Origin of the sequence: Pseudomonas sp. 10C3 (assembly GCF_036346185.1) — a bacterium.
Lineage (GTDB): Bacteria > Pseudomonadota > Gammaproteobacteria > Pseudomonadales > Pseudomonadaceae > Aquipseudomonas.
On the sequence record NZ_JASJVE010000001.1, the window covers coordinates 235,056 to 258,963 of the forward strand.

Genomic DNA, 23,908 nt, shown 5'->3' on the forward strand with positions numbered 1-23,908 from the left:
CGCGTTATTGCGGCTCGGCAGCCTCCGCAATGATCTGACGAATGGCGTCGGTGAACGCTTCCACCGGTTGCCCGCCAGACACAGCATAGCGGTCGTTGAAGACGATGGTCGGCACTGAACTGACCCCACGCGACACCCACAGCTGTTCCAACTCACGGACCTCGGCGGCATATTCGCCTGAAGCCAGAATTGCTTCGGCACGCTGGCGGTCCAGGCCCACCCGTTCAGCCACGGCTGCCAGCACGTTATGATCCGAAGGGTTGGCATGATCCGTGAAGTACGCTGCAAACAAGGCCTCTTTCAACGCTTGCTGCTTGCCTTCCAGTTCAGCCCAATGCAACAGGCGGTGGGCGTCGAAGGTGTTGTAGATGCGTCGGTCACCCTGTGAGAAGGTAAACCCCAGCTCGGCACCGCGCTGGCGAATCACTTCGCGATTCTGCCGGGACTGTTCGGGCGTCGAACCGTATTTCTCGAAGATATGCTCGTTGATGTCCTGACCTTCAGCGGGCATGTTCGGGTTGAGCTCGAACGGCTGGAAATGGATCTCGGCCTTGACCTCATCACCCAGCCCTTCCAGCGCCTGGGTCAAAGCGCGCAGGCCGATCACACACCAAGGGCAGGACACATCAGAAACGAAATCGATTTTCAGGGGTGTGCTCATGGAACCCTCGCTCACGTATTGCAGTGGGAAAGCTCGCACCTTACACCTTCGTCGGCGTCCTTTTCACCTGAGCTACAACTGCGCGACGTGACTGCCGTCGTGTTGATGCGCTTTCAGATACGGCAGAACCGCCGCCAGGAGCGGCGCCTTGAACGCTTCCTGAAAGCGATGAGCCAGCCCCGGAATCAAGCGCAACTGACTGCCCTGGATATGCGCAGCGACATGGATGCCGTGCATCACCGGCAACAACGGATCGGCGGTGCCGTGCACCACCAGCGTTGGCAGGCGCAAACGGTCGAGCAGTTCGACACGGCTGGACTCGGCCAGAATCGCCAGAATCTGGCGCTTTACGCCATCAGGATTGAAGGCGCGGTCATAAGAAGTTGCCGCCTGCTGCAACAGCTTCTTGCGATCATCCAACACCTGAGGGCTGCCCAGTGCGGCAAGCAAGTCGGCCTGTTGTTCTATGGCCACCTCGCGACTCGGCGCACTGCGTCTGGCCAGCAGTTGCAGCAACGCCGGGCTCGGTGCAGGCAACCCCTGCGCGCCGGAACTGGTCATGATCAGGGTCAGGCTTTCTACGCGATCAGGCGCAATGTCCGCCAGGTGCTGAGCGATCATCCCGCCCATACTCGCGCCCAGCACATGGAATTGCCGAACATGCAGCGAATCCATCAAGCCCAGGGCGTCGTCGGCCATATCTGTCAGGCTATACGGTGCAGAAACCGGTAAGCCAAGCTTGTAGCGCAGGACTTCATAGGTGAGGTTGGGACTGGCTGGCGCCTGTGTCCAGGTGGACAAACCCACGTCGCGGTTGTCGTAACGGATGACCCGAAAGCCTTGCTGACAGAGCGCGACCACCACCTCGTCCGGCCAGTGAATCAACTGGCCTCCCAGCCCCATCACCAAAACCAGGGCCGGATCGGAGTTACGCCCGATGCTCTGATACGCCAGGTGCACCTCTTTGAGGTCGGCCACTTGCGTGGGGACGTTGACGTCGCATCGAGAAGCCGCAAAAGACGGCAGGCCGCACAACAGTGCGATCCAGAAAATTAACACCCGCATGAAAAACACCAAGCCGCAAATCCCCAGTAGGTGCGAAGTTTGATGATGTTTTTCAAAGCGCGCCGCCACAGTTGCATGACAATTTGATGAATGCTGCCCGGTGGTCGGGGTTCAGCCTGCGATCAAACCCATTCGCACCGCAGTTGCCGTGCCGCCGCCACCATGTTCGCCAACGCGGCTTCTGTCTCGACCCAGCCGCGGGTTTTCAGGCCGCAATCCGGATTGACCCACAACCGTTCAGCAGGGATGTGCCTGACCGCCTTGGTCATCAGTTTGACCATCTCGGCGGTCTCCGGCACGCGCGGCGAATGAATGTCATAGACCCCCGGCCCGATGTCATTCGGGTAGTCGAATGCGTTGAAGGCCTCCAGCAACTCCATGTCCGAGCGTGACGTTTCAATGGTAATTACGTCGGCGTCCATGGCAGCAATTGATTCGATCACGTCGTTAAATTCGCTGTAACACATGTGGGTGTGGATCTGGGTTTCATCACGCACGCCAGACGCGCACAGGCGAAAAGCCTCCACCGCCCACTCCAGATATTCCTGCCACTGTGCACGGCGTAGCGGCAATCCTTCGCGGAAGGCTGCTTCGTCGATTTGCACGATTTTGATTCCCGCCTGCTCCAGATCCAGCACTTCGTCACGGATCGCCAGCGCCAGCTGTTGCGCCTGAATCTTGCGTGAAACATCTTCACGCGGGAACGACCACATCAGCATGGTCACCGGGCCTGTGAGCATGCCCTTCATGACCTTGCCGGTCACGCTCTGCGCGTAGCGCGTCCATTCAACGGTCATCGCCTGCGGACGGCTCACGTCACCGAATATCACCGCTGGCTTCACGCAGCGCGAACCGTAGCTCTGGACCCAGCCAAACCGGCTAAACGCATACCCGTCCAATTGCTCGGCGAAGTACTCGACCATGTCGTTACGCTCAGCCTCGCCATGCACCAGTACATCCAGCCCAAGACGCTCCTGAACGTCCACCGCATGACGTATTTCCCGGTGCATGGCTTCGGTGTAATCAGCGGCCGACAAGGTGCCCTGTTTGAACGCCTGACGCGCCAGACGAATGGACGCGGTCTGTGGGAACGAGCCAATGGTAGTCGTCGGAAACAGCGGCAGATTCAGCCGCGCACGTTGCAGCTCAATGCGTTCGGCAAACACTGACTGACGCCGACTATCAGCCGCAGTGATCGCCGCCAGACGTGCCTCGACGTGGGGTTTGTGAATACGCGGTGATTGCTGGCGGCTGAGCTGTGTAGCGCGACTCGCAACCAAAGCGGCCTGCACTGTCGTAGCCTGCGGATCGTTCAAGGCCGCGCTGAGCACCGCGATTTCTTCGCACTTCTGCACGGCAAAGGCCAGCCAGCTTTTCAGTTCGGCATCCAGCGTGTCTTCGCGGTCGAGACTCACCGGGCTGTGCAACAGCGAGGATGACGCGGAGACCCACAGATTGTCGCCAAAGCGGACGTGCGCGTGTTGCAGTTGCTCCAGTGCGTTGTCCAGGTCGCAGCGCCAGACGTTACGCCCGTTGACCACGCCCAACGACAGCACTTTATAGGTCGGCAGACGGTCAAGCACTGCCGCCAGCTGTTCCGGCGCGCGCACCAGATCAATGTGCAACCCCGCTACCGGAAGCGCCACCGCCAACCCAAGGTTGTCCTCCAGGCCGCCGAAGTAAGTGGCGACCAGCTTTTTCAGCGGCGAGTATTGCAGGCTGTGATACGCCCGTTCGAACGCGTTTTTCCAGTCTTGTGGCAGGTCGAGGGTCAGGATCGGTTCATCGATCTGCACCCATTCAACGCCCTGCGCCGCCAGACGTCCGAGAATTTCGCCGTACAACGGCAGCAGGCGTTCCAGCAAATCAAGTTTGTCGAAGCTGTCGCCCTTGGCTTTACCCAGCCACAAGTACGTCAAAGGGCCGATCAATACCGGTTTGACTGCATAACCCAGCGCCCGGGCTTCGTCGACCTCCTCGAACAACTGCTCCCAGCTCAGCTGGAAACGCTGGTCCTCAGTGAATTCAGGGACGAGATAGTGGTAGTTGGTATCGAACCACTTGGTCAACTCTTGAGCGTATTGCGCCTTGCCGTGGCTATCGCCGCAGCAATGATCGCTGGCGCCACGGGCCATGGCGAACAACGTATCAAGGGTTGGCAAGCCAGCATCGTCTTTGGCGCCAGCGAAGCGTTCAGGGATCACGCCGAAAGTCAGCGAATGCGCCAGCACCTGGTCGTACCAGGCAAAGTCGCCGACTGGCAGCAGGTCAATCCCGGCGTCTTTCTGCAAACGCCAGTGGGTAGCACGCAACTCACGACCAACTGCACGCAGGCCCGCTTGATCAAGGTCGCCTTTCCAGTACGCTTCCAGCGCTTTTTTCAATTCACGGTCTGCGCCGATGCGCGGAAATCCAAGCGTGTGGGCCAAGGCCATGACAACGTCCTCCCAATAAAAGATGGCGCTATTGTCGACAGCTCGACCAACATGAGACAAACTCATTGTATTCGTATTGATCACAAAGTTTATTCATGGAGACCTCCATGCTGGAAATCCGCCACCTGAAAACCCTCCACGCCTTGCGCGAGGCCGACAGCCTTGTGGAAGCGGCCGAGCGCCTGCACTTGACGCAATCTGCCTTGTCCCATCAGTTCAAGGAGCTGGAGGAGCGCATGGGTATGTCGCTGTTCACGCGCAAAACCAAACCCGTACGGTTCACCAGTGCAGGGCTGCGCCTGTTGCAGCTGGCTGATTCAGTCCTCCCGCAATTGCGGGGTGCCGAGCGTGACATCGCCCGTCTGGCGGGCGGAACTGCGGGGCGCCTGCACATGGCTATCGAGTGTCACAGTTGCTTCCAGTGGCTGATGCCGACCATCGACCAGTTCCGTGATGCCTGGCCGGAAGTCGAGCTGGACCTGTCGTCCGGGTTTTCCTTCGCGCCGCTGCCGGCACTGGCCCGCGGCGATCTGGACTTGGTGGTGACCTCCGACCCACTGGAGCTGGTGGGCATCACCTACGTCCCATTGTTTACCTACGAAGCCATGTTGGCGGTGGCCAATCAGCATCCGCTGGCGAACAAGGCGTATGTTGTCCCGGAAGACCTGCTCAAGGAAACCTTGATCACCTACCCGGTTGAGCGCGACCGTCTGGACATCTTCACCCGCTTTCTGGAGCCGGCCGATGTTGAACCGGCGCAGGTGCGAACCTCAGAACTGACGGTGATGATGATGCAACTGGTCGCCAGCGGACGCGGCGTGTGTGGCATGCCCCATTGGGCGCTGCATGAATACAGCTCGCGGGGCTATGTGAAAGCCAAGCGATTAGGCGAAAAAGGCCTGTTCGCCACGCTGTATGCCGGCATCCGCGCCGACATGCTCGATGCGCCGTACATGCGTGATTTCCTGCTGACCGCCAAAGACACCTCGTTCTCGACGCTGGATGGGGTGAGTGCAGTCAGGTGAGGATGTACGGCCCGCTAGCGCCTCCCCGGAAGCAGAGACAGGCCGTTATCCGATGGGCTTAGCGTGATCTTCGCCGAAACACTTTGAGCTGACAGAGTATTATCGGCGCTACATTCGTCTGCACCGAGGGAAGGTTTCATTGCCGGTCCATAGAGACCCGGGGTGAAACCACTGATTGATAGGCGCGGAACAGCGCCAGCATTTTCGTCATTAACCGTCATAAAGCCCCAGGATTCCGCATGAGCCTGTCCCTCCTCAGTCGTTACGCTTTTTTTGTGTTTTGCGTATGTTTCACCTTCGCCAGCATTCCGTTCTGGCACCACGAATGGCTCTGGCCATTCACCCTGGTCACCGGTGTACTCAGCCTGATCGGCATCGGCGATCTGCTGCAGACCCCGCACGCGATACGCCGCAATTACCCGATTCTGGGCAACATCCGTTACCTGGTCGAAGGCATCCGCCCGGAGATCCGCCAATACCTGCTGGAGTCCGACAGCGACGCTCTGCCCTTCTCTCGGGCCCAGCGTTCGTTGGTATATTCGCGCGCCAAAAATGAAACGGCGGACAAGCCTTTCGGCACGTTGATCGATGTCTATCAGACAGGTTTCGAATTCATCGGCCACTCGATGCGCCCCGCACCGTTGAGCGATCCCCACGCCTTTCGCGTGCTGGTCGGTGGTCCGCAGTGCAAACAACCGTACTCGGCCTCGGTCTTCAATATCTCGGCGATGAGCTTCGGCTCGCTTAGCGCCAATGCGATTCGCGCGCTGAATCAGGGCGCCAAACTCGGCAATTTCGCCCACGACACCGGCGAAGGCAGCATCAGCCCGTATCACCGGGAAAACGGCGGCGATTTGACCTGGGAACTGGGCAGCGGCTACTTCGGCTGCCGGACATCGGATGGCCGTTTCGATCCGGTGCGCTTCGCCGCACAGGCAAAAGATCCGCAAGTGCGAATGATCGAAATCAAGATGAGCCAAGGCGCCAAACCGGGCCACGGCGGCATCTTGCCCAAAGGCAAAGTGACCAAGGAAATCGCCGAAACCCGCGGCATCATGATGGGCGAAGATTGCATCTCACCCTCGCGACACAGTGCGTTTTCGACCCCTTGCGAACTGATGCACTTCATTGCTCAACTGCGCGAACTGTCTGGTGGCAAACCCGTGGGCTTCAAGTTTTGCCTGGGGCATCCGTGGGAGTTCATGGGCATCGCCAAAGCCATGCTCGAGACCGGCATCCTTCCAGACTTCATCGTGGTCGACGGCAAAGAAGGCGGCACCGGCGCGGCACCCGTGGAATTCACCGACCACATGGGCGTGCCTATGCGTGAAGGTCTGCTGTTCGTGCACAACACCCTGGTCGGCCTGAACCTGCGGGACAAAATCAAGCTGGGTGCCAGCGGCAAGATTGTCAGCGCGTTCGATATCGCTAGCGTGCTCGCGATTGGTGCCGATTGGGCCAACTCGGCACGCGGCTTCATGTTCGCAATTGGCTGCATTCAATCGCAAAGCTGCCACACCAACAAATGTCCGACCGGCGTTGCCACCCAGGATGCATTGCGTCAACGGGCACTGGTAGTGCCAGACAAAGCGCAGCGGGTGTTCAACTTCCACCGCAGCACGCTCAAGGCATTGGCCGAAATGCTGGCTGCAGCCGGCCTCGATCACCCTTCGCAGCTTGAGGCCAAGCATCTGGTCCGACGGATGTCCGCCACAGAGATCAAACTGTTCTCCCAGTCCCACGTATTCCTCAAGCCTGGCGAATTGCTGACCGGCGAAGTGGATGGCGAGTTCTACTCGAACATGTGGCAGATGGCGCGAGCCGACAGTTTTGAGCCCAACACTGCCGCAGCCTGAGGCCGATTGATGCGTTGAGCCCCGACGAGGAACGATGGTCGAGGCTCAACGTTACTGACACTGCACTTAGTTACTGGCTGCTCTCAACGGCCCACACACGGCCGTTGTGCAGACGGCGTAAAGCCAGACTTGCGTGTCACCCGTGGTCAACGCGCTGACTGGCAGCCAGTTTTTCGGGACTGTCATGGCTTCGTCCGGTTCACTGCCCTGGACCACCCATACCCGCCTTGTCTCGGAAGGCAGTGAGCCAAGGTTATCGACATACAGCGCGTCCGCATCTTGATACAACAGAGCACCCTCAGCCTGTTCGCCAGGACGTCCAGACTCCCCAGTCGGCAACGGCGGGGTGTAGAGCAACGGAATCGTCCCGGTTTTGTTGTAGTAGGCAACGCTCAAGTACCAATAAATATCGTTTACCACGATGCGGTCACCCGTAGCGAAGTGCTGATTAATGTAATCGGTCGTCTTGTCGATCTGATTGTCTGGTTGATTGACTGTGTCATTCAATTTATTCGTCTGGTTATAAACGTTGTAGAGCCCTACCCCCTCCCCACTGACTAAAACTGTCAGGCATACAATGGCAAGCGTTCGATACCGATGCGCCAGTCGATCCAGTGCGATGGACAGGATCAGCGGCAACCCGATCACCGCGAACATGAAATAACGGGGCACAAAAAACGAATGTTTAAACGAAACTAAAAACACTACCCCTATTGGCACAAAGGTATAGATGGCCAGTAACGCATGAAGCCTGTAAGGCTGATTGTCGCGCAGGACACTCCATCCGGAAGCCAGCAACACCCACACAGGCAGGGCAATAAATATCGGCCAGGGCAGACTTCTCCCATCATCGAGCGTTAACGATTCCCAAATAATGGAAGGCACGCTGAAGACTGTGACAGGCGGTATCCAGCCCACTTCCCCGGTCAACGACAATTGATTGATTAAATGAGGGACCCAGGGCAAGTAAAGAACCACCACGGCAGCGTTGGCGGTCCACCACGCAGGTCGTGAAATGAGGTGGCATGTACGCGAGTGCTGGAAACGTAGCAACAGCAGATAGAGCCAATGCGAGACCACACACAGCCCCGCAAAATAGTGGGTATAAAGCCCCGCAGCCATTAGCAGCGTGTAGACGATCAGGTATCGACGCTGCTGCGGATGTTTAATCCAGTAAATCAGGGCTATCGTCGCCCCCATCAGCCAGGCCCCCTGAAGTGCGTACATCCGCACCTCTTGGCTGTAACGCACGGCAATAGGCAGAAGTGCCAGAAGCAGCCCGGCCAGCATCGCGGCACGACGCGTTGCAATCAACCTCACCAGCCAGACACCTAACCCAACAGTCACCCCGCCCGCCAACACACTCATGGCCCGAAGCGCAAAAACCCCGCTGCCAAATGCAGCCGTCCACCCATGCAGCAGCAGGTAGTAAAGAGGCGGATGAACATCGTATGTGGTGTGAGACCAGATGAGAGGGAACGAAAACTCACTCATCAGCACGCTGGCAGCTTCGTCGTACCAGATGGCCGGCCCGGTCACTTCATAAAAGCGCACCAAAGCTGCAAGGGCCAGGATGGTCAGCAGCACCCAGCGCTCCCGAAATAACCATGCAACACGTTCAGCACTCGTGCTTTTTTGGGGCTGAAGTAGCTCCATCATGCGAATCCCCCCGACTTGCGCTTAAGCTTCCAGACCGATCATGAGCACTGCATACCCTGCAGACTGTGACCATTGCCTAAGGTTCTACCGCAGCAGCCCCCATGTTCCTGAGACATTAAGTAATAGCCTGTTTTTGCATTTATTCACCAATGACGCCACCCTGCGCGCCGCCGATGTGCTACTTGGAACCTCCAAGGCCGCACCCACCTCCCGATCGAACACCCGCTGAAGAGCCCGCTGACATGATTAACGGACGCGATCCTCGAATCGATTTCTTTCGAGGTCTGGCGCTGATCTTCATTTTCTGGGATCACGTGCCTGGCAACCCCTTCGCCCAACTTACTGTACGCAACTACGGCTTCAGCGATGCGGCGGAGATCTTTGTATTTCTCGCCGGTTATGCAGCAGTGCTGGCCTATGGACGCATCGCCTTGCGCGACGGTTTTGTCGTCGCCTGCGTCCGCATCCTGCGGCGGGCGTGGGTGCTGTATGTGGTGCATATCTTCCTGTTGACGCTGCTGATGGGTATCGTGTTCGTCGCCAACAATCATGTCGAAACCCGCGACATGATCCAGGAGATGGGCTTGAGCTACTTCGTCAGAAACCCGCAACAAGCCTTGGCCGATGAGTTACTCCTGCGCTTCAAACCCAACCTGACTGACCCGTTGCCGCTCTACATTCTGCTGTTGCTGGCCTTGCCACTGATCCTGCCCTGGATGCTGCGCCGGACCGAATACGTGGTCGGACTGTCCGTTGCGTTGTACCTGATGGTGCCGCTATTTGGCTGGAATCTCTCGGCTTATGAAGGCGGCGTCTGGTACTTCAACCCCGTGGCCTGGCAACTGCTGTTCGTCCTCGGCGGTGCCTGCGCAATTCGTGGGCAACGACCGAGCGCCCCGCAACCACGCCCGCTGAAGCAGCAACCGTTGTTCATCGTCTGCGCGACATACGTGGTGATCTCCGGGCTGATTACCCTGTCGTGGAAATGGCCGGGGCTGCACGAGATGTTGATACCAAAAGCCATCTCCGACCTGCTGTACCCGATCAGCAAAACCGACCTCTCGCCCGCGCGCCTGCTGCACTTTCTGGCGCTGGCTTACTGCGCCGCGAAACTGCTGCCGACAGGTCAGGCATGGCTGAACAACTGGCCGGCCCAGCAAACCTGCCGCATGGGTCGCTATTCCCTGGAAGTCTTCTGCCTCAGCGTCCTGCTCGCGCCGCTGGCCGACATGGCCAACGCTCTCGCTGGCGACACCTGGCCGATGCAAGTCTTTACCGCTCTGCTGGGTTTGGGCTTGATGATGCTCATGGCGAGCGGGCTGGAATTGAATAAAAGGCTGGGGACGCCGGGGCAGGTGGTGGCAGTTTGAGAACGCCGTCTCACTGAAACGCACTCTCGGAAATTTCCTACGGGTTTATCAGGCCAAGTTTTTTGAAGGTGGGTCGTTATGCAAGGAGAGTGAACGAATCAGTGAGGGAAGGATGATGGAAATCAAAGGTACTGCCGTTTGGGTAGGGGGATATCAGGCAATTGAGGAGCCGCTGCTACCGCTGCCTGAAAACTGGAATTGTCCGGAAGATCTGGCGGCAATGACGCGCCCTAAAATGTATACCCTGGAAAAGCTTTTACCCAAAAGTTGTTTTCCTGTAACCCTGTCGGAGGACCAACTTTCAGAGATCAACACGAGAGAGGTAGATCCGTGGGGAACCGATATGATCCCGCTGACAGAAAAAGAGTGCTGCTGGACATGCCGTATGTTCCAAACATGGGCATTGAGATGGGATGCCGAGATAGAGCTTGAACACATAAAATCCGAACTGATCCTTTTCAAAGCCGATCTTGGTTTGTCGAACGCTGAATTGTCAAAAAACTACAAGAACTGTGGGAGCAGGCTCGCCTGCGAAATCAGCCCACCAAATACCGGAGACAGTGAGGGGTAAAAAAAGCCCCGATCATTATGAACCGACCAGGGCTTTTTGCGTTTCAGGCGGTGTTACAACGCCGGACGTATAGCGCCCACTGCTTCGTTTTTCGGCGCCAGGTTGAACACGTAGAACAGTACCGTCAGCAGTACCAGGAACGCTGGCCCGACATACAACGCGATGCGGGTTTCTTCGAAGTAAGCCATCAGGCCTACCACTAGGATCAGGAACGCCAGCGCCAGATAAGAGCTGAGCGGCCATAGCCACATACGGAATTTCAGTTGGTCGCGCTCGGTTTTGCTCAGGCCTCGGCGGAAGTTGAGTTGCGCCAGCAGGATCATGGTCCAGGTCCAGATCGCACCGAAGGTCGCGATGGCCGTTACCCAGACGAAGACTTTTTCCGGCACCAGGTAATTGAGAAATACGCCGATCAACAAGGCAAAAATCGACAGCAGCAGTGCACGACGTGGTACGCCGTTGCTCGAGGTTTGGGCGAAGCCACGCGGTGCCTGGCCGTTCTGCGCCAGGCTGTAGAGCATGCGTCCGGTACTGAAGATGCCGCCGTTGCAGGACGACAGTGCCGCAGTGATGACCACGAAGTTGATGATGCCGGCGGCGGTCTTGATACCCAGACGCTCGAAGGTCATCACAAAAGGGCTGCCCTGGGTGCCTATTTCGTTCCACGGGTAGATCGACAGGATCACAAACAGCGCACCAACGTAGAACAACAGAATCCGCCAGAACACCGAACCGATGGCACTGGGAATGGTTTTCTGTGGGTTCTTCGCTTCACCGGCGGTCAGGCCGATCATTTCAACGCCGAGGTAGGCGAACATCACCATTTGCAGTGACATCAGGATGCCTTGCACGCCGTGGGGCATGAAGCCGCCGTGGCTCCACAGGTTGGCAACGCCCAACGCGACACCGTCATTACCGAAACCGAAGGCGATGACGCCAATACCGCCGACGACCATGGCGATGATGGTGACGATTTTGATCAGGGCGAACCAGAACTCGAATTCACCGAAGGCTTTGACTGCGATCAGGTTGATGGAGCCCATGCTGATCAGTGCCGCTAACGCCCATATCCAGCGCGGAACCTCGGGAAACCAGACACCCATGTAAACGGCCACGGCGGTGATTTCCGCAACGCAGGTCACCAGCCACAAGAACCAGTAGTTCCAGCCGGTAAGGAAGCCCGCCAAGGGGCCGAGATAGTCTTGTGCGTAGCGGCTGAAAGAGCCAGCGACCGGGTTGTGCACGGCCATTTCGCCGAGCGCGCGCATGATCACCAGGATGGCCAGGCCACCGATGATGTACGACAGCATGATCGCGGGCCCGGCCATCTCGATGGCTTTGGCGGAACCGAGAAACAGGCCGACACCAATACAGGCACCCAAGGCCATCAGACGAATGTGGCGCTCGCCCAACTCTCGTTTCAGAGGCCCGCCTTGAGCGGTCTCGGTGTGCAAAGTGTGCTTGCCGACTGGCATAAATTTACAACCTCATATTGTTATTGGATATGTAGTCAGTCGACGATTCAAAGCACCGGCGGGTAAGCCTGCGCGTCGCATTATCAGGTTCGTCCTTATGAGCGAGCCCGTCATGCGCGAATGGTCCTACTGAAATCGGAGGCGAGCCCAGCACAACAAACGTGCGCATCACGCCTCAAAAAAGAACATCCATCGGAAAAGGCCAGATACGTACTCTCGCGATGGTCGCGCAGTATAAAAATCCACAGCCAGTGGCTTTCACTATATAAACACTTAAATTTGGCGATAATTCACGGCAAAAACCGCTTTAGAAGAGGGATATATTCTGCCGCAGGGTTTTAATCTATCTCGTGCGCAAACAGGGTTTGTATCGCCCACACGCCCTACCCTGACGCACGGTTGATGCCTCGATATCGAGCGAGAGGTTTCAAGGGAATTTGCCTACATGCGTATGACAAAGTTTTCACCAATCGCGACCAGCGTCTAAGCTTGTGACAGGTGCGATTAACACGCTTAACCGGGCCAATCGACTATGGGCGCTTTATGGCATTCCGATTCAAAGAAGACCGTGGTTCCTGCTGACGGTCCTGATGACGCTCCCCTGCCTAAACGTCCACGCCGTAAACGGTATGGCTGGCGTCTGTTCTGGTTGCTGTCGCTGATAGGGCTGGCCGCTCTAGGGCTTGCCATATCTGCCGAAACCCGCAGTTCAAAACTGCAAGCCCGTGAGTTCAGCCGCTTCGCCGCCACGCTCAGTTATTCGATGCAGCCCGGTCCGAGCAACTCAATCATGTACCCCGGCGAGGGCCCGTTCGATCGACGTCTGGGGTATTCGGCGCTGGGTGAGTTTCTGCCACGCTTGCTCAAACGCGATTATCTAGTGACCCGGCAAACCCGGTTCTCTCCCGACCTGCTCGCCTATAGCCAGCGCGGTTTCTTCGTGCCCTATCAAGAGAAAATTCAGGCAGGGTTGTCGATTACTGATTGTCGGGGAGCTCCGCTCTATCAGTTCCGTTATCCGCAGCAGCTCTATTCCAGCTTTGCGGCGATCCCGCCCTTGGTGGTCCACAGTTTGCTGTTTATCGAGAACCGCGACCTGCTTGACCCGCAACAACCCTTGGCCAACCCTGCCGTCGACTGGCCGCGCTTTGCCAAGGCCGCGCTCTCCCAGGTCGCCAAGCTTTTCGCCCTGCCCGGCCAATCCGCTGGCGGCAGTACACTCGCCACGCAACTGGAAAAGTATCGCCATTCACCCGATGGATTGACCCAGTCCGGTGCAGAGAAGCTGCGGCAGATGATTTCCGCCAGCGTCCGTGCCTATCAAGATGGCCCGCAGACACTGGAGGCACGGCAGCGCGTGGTCCGTGATTACCTCAACAGTGTCCCGCTGTCAGCCGTGCCGGGGCATGGTGAAGTGCATGGCCTGGCTGAGGGTTTACGCGTCTGGTATGGCGCAGACTTCGATAAGGTCAATCAGCAACTGACTGACACTGCCAACGACCCGAAAAGCCTCGCTGAACGCGGTCTGGCGTTGCGTCAGGTGTTGTCACTGGTGATCGCCCAACGTCGGCCTTCGCATTATCTGGCCCGAGGTCGCGAAGAGTTGGCGCAACTGACTGACAGCCATATCCGCCTGCTGGCGCAGAACAATGTCATTGATCAAGCGCTGTCGAATGCAGCGCTGGCCAGCGCTGTGACCTATCGTGACTGGGCCCAGCAACCGACCCTTCAGCCCATCGAAACCAACAAGGGCATCAGTGTCGCCCGCAGTCGTCTGTCCACTCTGCTCAATCGCCCTCTGTATGACCTCGACCGTCTGGATCTGGCGGCGACCAGTACCTTGCAAGGGGAGTTGCAAACCAGCGTCAGTCAATACCTGCGGGATCTTGCGGACCCGGCCTTCGCCACAAAAATGGGCTTGATCGGTGAACATTTGCTGACGCCGACCAGCACCCAGGAGGTGCGTTACAGCTTCACCTTGTTCGAACGCGACCCGGATGGTTCTCGGGTGCGGGTGCAGACCGACAGCACCGACCAACCGTTCGACATCAACGAGGGCAGCAAGCTGGAACTGGGCTCTACTGCAAAAATGCGGGTGCTGACCACCTACCTGGAAATCATGTCTGAGCTGCATCAACGCTACGCCGGAAAAATGCCCTCCGAACTGAAAAAAGTCCCGGTCGAAGACCAGGACCGGCTAACCCGCTGGGCCCTCGATTACCTGATGCAGAACAAGGATCAAGACCTGTCGAAGATGCTCGCCGCAGCGCTGGATCGGCAGTACTCCGCCAGCCCCGGCGAAAGTTTTTTCACTGGCGGCGGGATGCATCACTTCAATAACTTTCGCAAAGAAGACAATGGTCGGAGCCCAAGCTTGCGCGACGCGATACGCGAGTCCATCAACCTGCCGTTCATACGCTTGATGCGTGACCTTGTGCGTTACAGCATCTATCAGTCGGCCAACAGCAACGCCCTGTTGCTCAAGGATGATAACGACCCCAGACGCCAGGAATACCTGAGCCAGTTTGCCGATCGCGAGGGCACGGTGTTTCTTCTGCGCTTCTGGAAGCGCTACAAGAACAAGTCCACCCAGGACCGGCTGGATACCTTCCTCGACGGCATGCACCCCACGGCGATTCGCCTGGCCGCCGTGCACCGTTACTTATTGCCCAATGCCGATCAGAGCGCGTTTAACGCTTTCGTTCGCGCGCACTTGGCCGATGACAAAGCGGCGGTCGACAAATTGACCGACAAGCGCCTTGGCGAGCTGTATCAAAACTACGGGCCGGGCGCGTACAACCTGCCGGATCAAGGGTATATCGCCAAGGTTCACCCCTTGGATCTGTGGCTGGTGGGCTACCTGCTGCAACACCCGCAAGCGAAGTTCAGCGAAGCACTTGTCGCCAGTCAAAACGAGCGTCAAGAGGTGTATAGCTGGCTGTTCAAAAGTCGGCACAAAAGCGCCCGCGACACGCGGATTCGCACGATGATGGAGATCGAAGCGTTCCTCGATATTCATAGCCGCTGGCAACGACTGGGTTATCCGTTCGATCATCTGGTGCCGTCACTGGCGACCGCCATCGGCAGCTCGGGGGACCGTCCGGCAGCATTGGCCGAGTTGATCGGGATCATTCAGAACGATGGTATCCGCCTGCCTGTACTGCGCGTCGACAGCCTGCATTTTGCTGCCGGCACGCCCTACGAAACGCAGTTGGCGAATAATCCCAATCTGGGTAAGCGTGTGCTGCCGGTCGAGGTCGCAACGGCCATGCGTGAAGCGCTGTCGCAAGTGGTGGATGCCGGCACGGCGCGGCGTGTACAGGGCAGCTTCAAACTCGAGGACGGCACCGTGCTGGCCATGGGCGGCAAAACCGGGACCGGTGACAACCGGATCGAGAGCATTGGCGCCAGAGGCAGAATCCTCGGGTCGCGGTCAATCAACCGCACGGCGACGTTTGTGTTCTACATCGGCGCCAATCACTTCGGGACGTTGACGGCGTTCGTACCCGGTCGCGCGTCCGAAGCCTTCAAGTTCACGTCAGCGTTGCCCGTGCAGGTGCTCAAAGGCATGGCGCCGATCCTTAACCCCTATCTCGTGCCGGGCAGCCACACCGCCTGTAACGCCCCGCCCGTGTCATTGCAGGCCAGCACTCAATAATAATGATTCTATTTATCTCTTGCGCTAAAAGTTAGATATATCTTAAGGTATATCTAACTTACGCAGAAGACAGAGAAATGAGCGAACCAGGTGACCCCACTCACCATGCCCATCAAGACCACCGCGATCACGGTGACGGCCGCGATGGTTTCGAAAAACGTCCCGGCCGTGAGCGCGGAGGACGCGGCCCGCGGGTCTTTGCTCCCGGCGACCTGAAATTACTGCTGCTCGCGTTGATCGCCGAACAACCCAGCCACGGCTATGACTTGATCCGCCAGATCGAAGGTATGTTCGACGGCGCCTACAGCCCAAGCCCGGGGGTGATCTACCCGACACTGACCTTTCTTGAAGAAAGCGAAATGATCCTCGGCGACGCCTTCGGCGGGAAAAAACGCTACGTCGTGACCCCGAGTGGTGAGCATTCGCTGACTGAACAGGCCATCGCGCTGGAGGGGGTGCACATGCGCATCGACGTCAGTAAGCGCGCCTTGCGCGGACATGATCGGCCGCCGCAAATCCATGAAGCCGTGCACAACCTGCGGCATGCGCTGCAACTGCATCACGGGCGCTGGGATGCGGCAGAAATCCTGCGCGTGAGCACCCTGCTGAACGACACCGCCAAAGCTATCGTTGACGGCCCTGTCAGCGCCACGGAGAAGTCTTGATGAATTTGCAACAGACCATTCACCGCGTCAGCCATGACATCAAACGCCGCAAGCTGGAGGTGCTGCGCGTCATCGACCTGACACCCCGGATGCGCCGCATCACCTTGGGCGGGCCGCAACTGCAGGGCTTTGTCAGCCTGGGCACCGATGACCACGTGAAGTTGATCTTCGCGCAAACGGCCGAAGAGCAGGCGGCACTCGAGACCTTCGTCCCCGGCTCCCCAAGCGATGGCCCAAGCCCGGCGATGCGCGACTACACGCCTCGGCGCCATGACGCAGAGGCTGGCGAACTGGATATCGATTTCGTCCTCCACGGCGAGGGGCCTGCCGCCACGTGGGCAGCGCAGGCCAAACCGGGGCAAACGCTGTACATCGCCGGGCCACGGGGCTCGATGATCGTCCCGGATATCTTCGACAGCTACTTGCTGATCGGCGATGAAACCGCCCTCCCCGCCATTGCCCGCCGTGTAGAAAGCCTGCCGGCAAACCGCAGTGCGCTGGTGGTGGTCGAGATCGCCGACTCGTCCGAGCAGCAGACCTTGCACAGTCTGGCTCAGGTCGACGTGATCTGGATTGTGCGGGGCGAGCAGGATCTGGTGAAGGTTACCCGCAGGCTGGAAATGCCGGAAGGCAAGCTATACGCCTGGGTGGCAACTGAAGCGGCGTTGTCACGCAAGATTCGTCGTGTATTGCTGAATGAATTTGGCCTGGAGGAAAGTCTGGTAAAAACCGTCGGTTACTGGCGCCTGAATGAGGCCGACAACGGTTGAACGATGTCGGCGATGCGGTCTTGAACAGACCGCATTCCTTCACCGTCTGACGCTGTGGCCCTTGACCCTGTCCAGCCCGACCAGTACCAGCGAGATCATGAAAAACCCGGCCAGCACGCCACCTGCATTGATAAAGGCCTTGGCATAACCGAGGGTGCCGACATCAATAAAGGGGTACATATAGTCGCCAATCAAATCCCCCCGCAACAGCACGTAAGCGAAATACACCAGCGGGTAAATCCCCCACAGCAGCACGTGGCTCAAGCGCAATCCCCCTTTCTGGACGTATAGCCACCAGTACACAAGAAACAGCAGCGGCATGATGTCGTGCAGCAATTCGTCCGCGATCCATTGCCAGCCCTGGGGCTGCCACAAATGGCGCAGGAGCACGTTGTAAGCGAGCCCCACCAGGACAATGCTGGCAGCAATGCCGCTGCACACCCAAGGCGTTCGGAAAAAGCGATGAACACCATCGCTTCTGCTAACGACCGCGCAGGTCAGGGCAATCGCCACCAAGGTGTTAGTGAGTATGGTAAAAAAACTGAAGAACCTTACCAGCCCACCGAGCAGACTCGCTTGATCCGCCCACCGCGCGAAAAAAATCAGATACAGCTGGATAGCCAATGCCGACCATCCCAGCAGTGCTGCGATGATGATGAAGCTGCGCTGTCCTTGCGACTGTTGCGAATGTTCGCTGTGCATCGTTTTAATCATCCTTGGGTATCGGCAGAGAAAGCAGGGCCCTCACCAGCCTTTGCTGCGTGCCAGCTTCACGTACAAACCTTCGACCTTCTCCCGCGCCCACGGGGTCTTGCGCAAAAACGTCAGGCTGGACTTGATGCTCGGATCGCTTTTGAAACAGCGAATATCAATGCGCTCCGCCAATCCCGACCATTCGTAGTGCGCCACCAGCGCGGTGAGGATCTGCTCCAGTGTTACGCCATGCAGAGGGTTGTTGTTGGATGTCGTCATACCAGGCCTTCGAACTGATTTAAGCGGGGTTTGCCCCGTAAGGTGCGCACCTTAGCCGAGCCTCCCCGTAGCGGGAAGAGCTTAACGCCCCAAGGCATCAGATTGGCATCAGACGAACACCGATAGAAGTTGTAGGACATAACCCCGTCACCTGCACTGCCTGCCTTTCACTGTTACTAAATCCGCAACAAACCTTGGCGCATCCTTCCCTTTCGCTTATTGGCTCAGGTCTCTATCATTACAAATCACTGCTGAATCGATTAATCAACGAATACGCCTCATGTTTGGCACAGAGGCCTGAACTCTGTGCATCGATAGCTGCCTATGAAATAACCCCGTCAAATCCTGACTGCGCCCCCGCCGATGGAACGCATCCAATCGCCAAAATCAGTGGCTTCAATGCGCATGCATGTGACTGGACTAGGCTCACAAACAGACGTTACGCACCAAGCGACATCCCCTTAATCGTCCTGGAGAAACACATTATGAGCACTGATGGTGCTTTAAGCAGAACACGCCTGTTACCGACATTGCTCGGTCTGGTGTTGCTGCTGATGGGCCTGGCCATGTTGGCAGGAGGCATCAAGCTGACGCTGCTGGGCGGCTCGCTGTACTACCTGCTGGCCGGTATCGGCTTTGCCCTGACTGGCGTGTTGCTCATCGCAGCACGCCGTGCCGCGCTAGGCCTGTACGCGCTGCTTCTGCTCGCCAGCACGCTCTGGGCGCTGTGGGAAGTGGGCCTGGATTGGTGGCAACTGGTGCCGCGTCTGGCGCTGTGGTTCGCGTTGGGCATCGTGCTTTTGCTGCCGTGGTTCCGTCGTCCCCTGCTGCGTGGGCAACCCGCCCCCATGGCCACCGGCGCATTAAGCATCGCCGTGGTGCTGGCCGGCCTTACAGCGTTGGCCAGCCAGTTCACCCACCCTGGTGAGATCAAAGGCCAACTGGACCGCGAAACCGCAGGCACCACCAACACCGCCCCGGCCATGCCCGACGGTGATTGGCAATCCTATGGGCGCACCGCGTTCGGTGATCGCTATTCGCCGCTGGCGCAGATAACTCCTGAAAACGCGGGTAAGCTGGTGCCTGCCTGGACCTACCGCACAGGGGATATCCCTGGACCGAACGATCCGGGTGAAACCACAGCCGAGAACACCCCGCTCAAGGTCAACGGGATGCTCTATGTGTGCACACCGCACAGCCAGGTGATCGCACTGGACCCGGACACAGGCAAGGAAATCTGGCGTTTCGACCCGAAGATCAGCACGCAGAAAGCGGCTAACTTCAAGGGTTGGGCGCACATGACCTGCCGCGGCGTGTCGTATCACGATGACGCCGCTTACGCTGCGACTCCCGCTCCCGCTCCCGCGCCGTCGGCAGTACCTGCGCGAAGCCCCGTGCCAGCAGCAACATCGGCGACCAGCGCAAACTCGTGCCCACGTCGCCTGTTACTGCCAACCGCGGACACCCGTCTGATCGCGCTGAACGCCGACACCGGCAAGCCGTGCGAAGACTTCGGTGTTAACGGCTCGATTGATCTGGGCGCCAACATCGGTGCCTTCACGCCAGGTGGCTACTACTCCACCTCGCCGCCTGCCGTGACCCAAAATCTGGTCGTCATCGGTGGTCATGTCACTGACAACCTCTCCACCGATGAGCCGTCCGGGGTGATTCGCGCGTTCGACGTGCACACCGGTCGTCTGGTCTGGAACTGGGACAGCGGCAATCCGAACGACACCACGCCGATTGCTGCGGGCAAAACCTACACCCGTAACTCTCCCAACATGTGGTCGATGTTCAGCGTCGACGAAAAACTCGGCATGCTTTACCTGCCGATGGGTAACCAGATGCCTGACCAGTGGGGCGGCAATCGCACCCCTGAATCAGAGAAGTACAGCGCCGGCCTCGTTGCGCTGGACATCGCTACCGGCCACGTACGCTGGAACTTCCAGTTCACCCATCACGATTTGTGGGACATGGACGTTGGCGGCCAACCGACGCTGATGGACATGAAAACCGCGGATGGCATGAAACAAGCCGTCCTGGCATCGACCAAGCAGGGCAGCATCTACGTGCTGGACCGCAGCAACGGTCAACCGATCGTGCCGATCAACGAAATCCCGGTACCACAAGGCGCGGTTGCCGGCGATCACACGTCGCCGACCCAGCCCAAGTCCGACCTGAACTTCATGCCGCCGCCCCTGAAAGAGCGCGACATGTGGGGCGTGACGCCATTCGATCAAATGCTGTGCCGGATCGACTTCAAATCCCTGCGCTATGACGGCCCCTTCACTCCCCCATCGCTGCAAGGTTCGATCGTCTATCCAGGCAATTTCGGCGTGTTCGACTGGGGCGGTATATCGGTTGATCCGGTGCGTCAGATCGCGTTCGTAAACCCAAGCTACATGGCCTTCAAATCCAAACTGGTTCCAGCAGCCGAAGTTGAAGGTGGCCCAGGCCGTAAAAGCGAAACCCAAGGCGTACAACCCAACAAAGGAGCACCTTATGGTGTGATCCTCGAAGCGATGCTGTCGCCGATGGGCCTGCCTTGCCAAGCGCCAGCCTGGGGTTACGTCGCAGCCGTGGACCTGACCAATCACACCACGATCTGGAAACACCAGAACGGCACTGTGCGTGACAGTGCGCCAGTACCGATCCCGTTGACCATGGGCGTACCTAGCCTGGGCGGAACGTTTGTCACCAAGGGTGGCGTGGCGTTCCTGAGCGGCACCCTCGACCAGTACCTGCGCGCCTACGATGTTCGTAACGGCAAGCAACTGTGGGAAGGTCGCCTGCCAGCAGGCGCCCAGACCACGCCGATGACCTACACCGGCAAGGACGGCAAGCAGTACGTGCTGGTCATGGCGGGCGGTCACGGTTCACTGGGCACCAAACAAGGCGATTACATCCTGGCGTTCAAACTGCCGGACTGATGATGCAGTGACCCAATGAAAAAGGCGGCTACCGAAAAGTAGCCGCCTTTTTTGCAGGGCTTGTCCCGTTCGGAGCTTTGTGGACATCTGCCATGGGGTTGCCACAAGCGCTCCTATACTGAGCACGGCCTTTAACTATCATCCTGCCAGGGCTTACAAAAAATTATCGGCGCATTGAACGAGAATCCAGGCTCGACCGAATCTATTTGTACTCACCATTGAAACCCTTGCTGCTGCGCCCCATCTAAACTCCATGTTCAATTGTGCAGGTGCCCCATGAGCGACCAGCAAACAGACTCACAAAATTTGTCAGATGACGTTAATGCCGAGCACGACATAGACCAGGGTTCAACCAACACCAGCCTGGCCCTTCCGGGGCAAAACCTCCCGGACAAGGTCTACATCATCCCGATCCACAACCGCCCGTTCTTCCCGGCTCAAGTGCTGCCGGTCATTGTCAACGAAGAGCCTTGGGCCGAGACCCTCGAGCTGGTCAGCAAGTCGGACCATCATTCACTGGCGCTGTTTTTCATGGACACGCCCCCCGACGATCCCCGCCATTTCGACACCAATGCCCTGCCTGAATACGGCACGCTGGTAAAGGTCCACCACGCCAGTCGCGAGAACGGCAAACTGCAATTCGTGGCCCAGGGTCTAAGTCGGGTACGTATTCGCACCTGGCTCAAGCACCATCGCCCGCCGTATCTGGTGGAAGTCGAGTACCCGCATCAACCCAATGAGACGACTGATGAGGTCAAGGCCTATGGCATGGCCCTGATCAATGCGATCAAGGAACTGCTGCCGCTCAACCCGCTGTACAGCGAAGAGCTGAAGAACTATCTGAACCGCTTCAGCCCAAACGATCCGTCGCCGCTCACCGATTTCGCAGCAGCACTGACCTCGGCCAACGGCGTCGAACTGCAAGAAGTGCTCGATTGCGTACCCATGCTCAAGCGCATGGGCAAAGTCCTGCCTATGCTGCGCAAGGAAGTCGAAGTCGCGCGCCTGCAGAAAGAAATCTCTGCTGAAGTGAACCGCAAGATCGGTGAACACCAGCGCGAATTTTTCCTCAAGGAGCAGCTCAAAGTGATCCAGCAAGAGCTGGGCTTGAGCAAAGATGATCGCAGCGCCGACATCGAGCAGTTCGAGCAGCGCCTGGAGGGCAAAACCCTGCCGCCTCAGGCACGCAAGCGGATCGACGAAGAAATAAACAAACTCTCGATACTGGAAACCGGCTCACCGGAATACGCGGTGACGCGCAACTATCTGGATTGGGCCAGTTCGGTGCCGTGGGGCGTTTATGGCAAGGACAAGCTCGATTTGAAGCACGCGCGCAAGGTGCTCGATCAGCACCATGCGGGCCTGGATGACATCAAGAGCCGAATTCTCGAGTTTCTCGCGGTGGGCGCTTACAAGGGGGAGATCAGCGGCTCCATCGTCTTGCTGGTCGGCCCGCCGGGCGTGGGCAAAACCAGCGTAGGCCGCTCGATTGCCGAATCATTGGGTCGGCCGTTCTATCGATTCAGCGTCGGCGGCATGCGCGACGAGGCAGAGATCAAGGGCCACCGTCGCACGTACATCGGCGCGCAACCGGGCAAACTGGTCCAGGCGCTCAAAGACGTCGAAGTGATGAACCCGGTGATCATGCTCGACGAGATCGACAAGATGGGCCAGAGCTACCAGGGCGACCCAGCCTCGGCGTTGCTGGAAACCCTCGACCCGGAACAGAACGTGGAATTCCTCGATCACTACCTGGACCTGCGTCTGGACTTGTCGAAAGTCCTGTTCATCTGCACCGCCAACACCCTGGATTCAATCCCCGGCCCATTGATCGACCGAATGGAAGTGATTCGCCTGTCTGGCTATATCACCGAAGAGAAAGTCGCCATCGCCAAACGCCACCTGTGGCCTAAGCAATTGGAGAAGGCTGGTGTGGCCAAAAGCAGCCTGTCCATCAGTGACACTGCGTTGCGGGCCGTCATCGATGGATATGCCCGTGAAGCCGGGGTCCGGCAGTTGGAGAAACAACTGGGCAAGCTGGTGCGTAAATCCGTGGTCAAGCTGCTGGATGAGCCGAATTCGGTGATCAAGATCGCGCCCAAAGACCTGGAAGCTTCGCTGGGCATGCCAGTATTTCGTAACGAACAAGTGCTGTCAGGTACCGGCGTCATCACCGGTCTGGCGTGGACCAGCATGGGTGGTGCCACATTACCGATCGAGGCGACCCGAATCCACACGCTCAACCGCGGCTTCAAACTCACCGGGCAGCTGGGCGATGTGATGAAAGAGTCGGCGGAAATTGCCTACAGCTACATCAGCGCGAACCTGGCGCAATTCGGTGGTGATCCGCGTTTCTTTGACGAGGCTTTTGTGCACGTGCACGTGCCCGAAGGCGCGACGCCTAAAGACGGCCCGAGTGCAGGGGTGACCATGGCCAGCGCGTTGCTGTCCCTGGCCCGCAATCAAGCGCCAAAAAAAGGCGTGGCCATGACCGGCGAACTGACACTGACAGGGCATGTATTGCCGATTGGCGGTGTGCGCGAAAAGGTTATCGCGGCGCGTCGGCAGAAGATCCACGAGTTGATCTTGCCTGAGCCAAACCGTGGCAACTTCGAAGAACTGCCCGACTACCTCAAGGAAGGCATCACCGTGCACTTCGCTAAACGCTTTGCTGACGTCGCGAAGATTTTGTTCTAAGCGCCAATGGTCTCGCCAGCACGTTGACCCCTACAGAAGACCTCGCTTATCTGTAGGCGCCAACTTGATGGTGAGAAAGGTTATGCTCCCTGTTCGTTG

16 protein-coding genes are annotated in these 23,908 nt (G+C 58.2%); 9 read left to right on the forward strand and 7 right to left on the reverse strand.

The features are described from left to right. Positions 1-4: 4 nt before the first annotated feature. The 3 genes from QN399_RS01300 to metE all read right to left on the reverse strand — a co-directional run bounded on the left by QN399_RS01300 (position 5) and on the right by metE (position 4,161). Positions 5-661: a DsbA family oxidoreductase gene (locus QN399_RS01300; protein WP_323565661.1), complete on the reverse strand. Its 657-nt coding sequence runs from the start codon at positions 659-661 to the stop codon at positions 5-7. 72 nt (positions 662-733) lie between these two features. Continuing rightward, positions 734-1,726: an alpha/beta hydrolase gene (locus tag QN399_RS01305; protein ID WP_322181478.1), complete on the reverse strand. Its 993-nt coding sequence runs from the start codon at positions 1,724-1,726 to the stop codon at positions 734-736. Positions 1,727-1,848: 122 nt separating this feature from the next. Beyond that, a complete protein-coding gene (gene metE, locus QN399_RS01310) occupies positions 1,849-4,161 on the reverse strand; it encodes a 5-methyltetrahydropteroyltriglutamate--homocysteine S-methyltransferase (RefSeq protein ID WP_330200463.1) in 2,313 nt (770 codons plus the stop codon). 107 nt (positions 4,162-4,268) lie between these two features. On the opposite strand from metE, the gene metR reads away from it, so the two are divergent. Both metR and QN399_RS01320 read left to right on the forward strand, forming a co-directional pair. Next, the gene (metR, locus tag QN399_RS01315) at positions 4,269-5,186 is read left to right on the forward strand and encodes a transcriptional regulator MetR (RefSeq protein ID WP_322181482.1); all 918 of its coding nucleotides are present in this window, start codon (positions 4,269-4,271) and stop codon (positions 5,184-5,186) included. 239 nt (positions 5,187-5,425) lie between these two features. Continuing rightward, entirely contained in the window at positions 5,426-7,042 is a 1,617-nt protein-coding gene (locus QN399_RS01320) for an FMN-binding glutamate synthase family protein (RefSeq protein ID WP_322181484.1), read from the forward strand. Positions 7,043-7,108: 66 nt separating this feature from the next. On the opposite strand, the gene QN399_RS01325 is transcribed toward QN399_RS01320, so the two are convergent. Further along, entirely contained in the window at positions 7,109-8,701 is a 1,593-nt protein-coding gene (locus QN399_RS01325) for a glycosyltransferase family 39 protein (protein WP_330200464.1), read from the reverse strand. Positions 8,702-8,943: 242 nt separating this feature from the next. On the opposite strand from QN399_RS01325, the gene QN399_RS01330 reads away from it, so the two are divergent. After that, on the forward strand, positions 8,944-10,071 hold the full coding sequence (locus QN399_RS01330; RefSeq protein ID WP_322217624.1) for an OpgC domain-containing protein: 1,128 nt from the start codon (positions 8,944-8,946) through the stop codon (positions 10,069-10,071). Positions 10,072-10,183: 112 nt separating this feature from the next. Beyond that, positions 10,184-10,642 (forward strand): hypothetical protein, encoded by a 459-nt coding sequence (locus tag QN399_RS01335; protein ID WP_330200465.1) that lies wholly within the window; start codon positions 10,184-10,186, stop codon positions 10,640-10,642. 53 nt (positions 10,643-10,695) lie between these two features. Here the strand turns inward: QN399_RS01335 and QN399_RS01340 are convergent, their stop codons facing one another. Continuing rightward, positions 10,696-12,117, reverse strand: coding sequence for an amino acid permease (locus QN399_RS01340; protein ID WP_322217629.1), 1,422 nt, complete (start codon positions 12,115-12,117; stop codon positions 10,696-10,698). A gap of 532 nt (positions 12,118-12,649) precedes the next feature. Between QN399_RS01340 and QN399_RS01345 the strand changes: the two genes are divergently transcribed. The 3 genes from QN399_RS01345 (at position 12,650) to QN399_RS01355 (ending at position 17,210) form a co-directional block, all read left to right on the forward strand. Next, positions 12,650-15,775, forward strand: coding sequence for a transglycosylase domain-containing protein (locus tag QN399_RS01345; protein ID WP_323565659.1), 3,126 nt, complete (start codon positions 12,650-12,652; stop codon positions 15,773-15,775). Positions 15,776-15,852: 77 nt separating this feature from the next. Further along, positions 15,853-16,440 (forward strand): PadR family transcriptional regulator, encoded by a 588-nt coding sequence (locus tag QN399_RS01350; protein WP_322181498.1) that lies wholly within the window; start codon positions 15,853-15,855, stop codon positions 16,438-16,440. Further along, positions 16,440-17,210, forward strand: coding sequence for a siderophore-interacting protein (locus QN399_RS01355; protein WP_322181500.1), 771 nt, complete (start codon positions 16,440-16,442; stop codon positions 17,208-17,210). Before QN399_RS01350 ends, QN399_RS01355 begins: the two co-directional genes overlap by 1 nt. 39 nt (positions 17,211-17,249) lie before the next feature. Here QN399_RS01355 and QN399_RS01360 read toward each other — a convergent pair whose 3' ends face one another. Next, complete coding sequence (locus tag QN399_RS01360; RefSeq protein ID WP_322181503.1) at positions 17,250-17,912, reverse strand: Pr6Pr family membrane protein; 663 nt, start codon at positions 17,910-17,912, stop codon at positions 17,250-17,252. 42 nt (positions 17,913-17,954) lie between these two features. Continuing rightward, on the reverse strand, positions 17,955-18,182 hold the full coding sequence (locus tag QN399_RS01365; RefSeq protein ID WP_219062087.1) for a VF530 family DNA-binding protein: 228 nt from the start codon (positions 18,180-18,182) through the stop codon (positions 17,955-17,957). Between the two features lie 485 nt (positions 18,183-18,667). Here QN399_RS01365 and QN399_RS01370 point away from each other — a divergent pair, with 485 nt between their 5' ends. Together QN399_RS01370 and lon are read left to right on the forward strand one after the other, a co-directional pair. Then, positions 18,668-21,112: a glucose/quinate/shikimate family membrane-bound PQQ-dependent dehydrogenase gene (locus tag QN399_RS01370; protein WP_322181506.1), complete on the forward strand. Its 2,445-nt coding sequence runs from the start codon at positions 18,668-18,670 to the stop codon at positions 21,110-21,112. 306 nt (positions 21,113-21,418) lie between these two features. After that, entirely contained in the window at positions 21,419-23,809 is a 2,391-nt protein-coding gene (lon, locus tag QN399_RS01375; protein ID WP_322182829.1) for an endopeptidase La, read from the forward strand. Positions 23,810-23,908 lie beyond the last annotated feature (99 nt).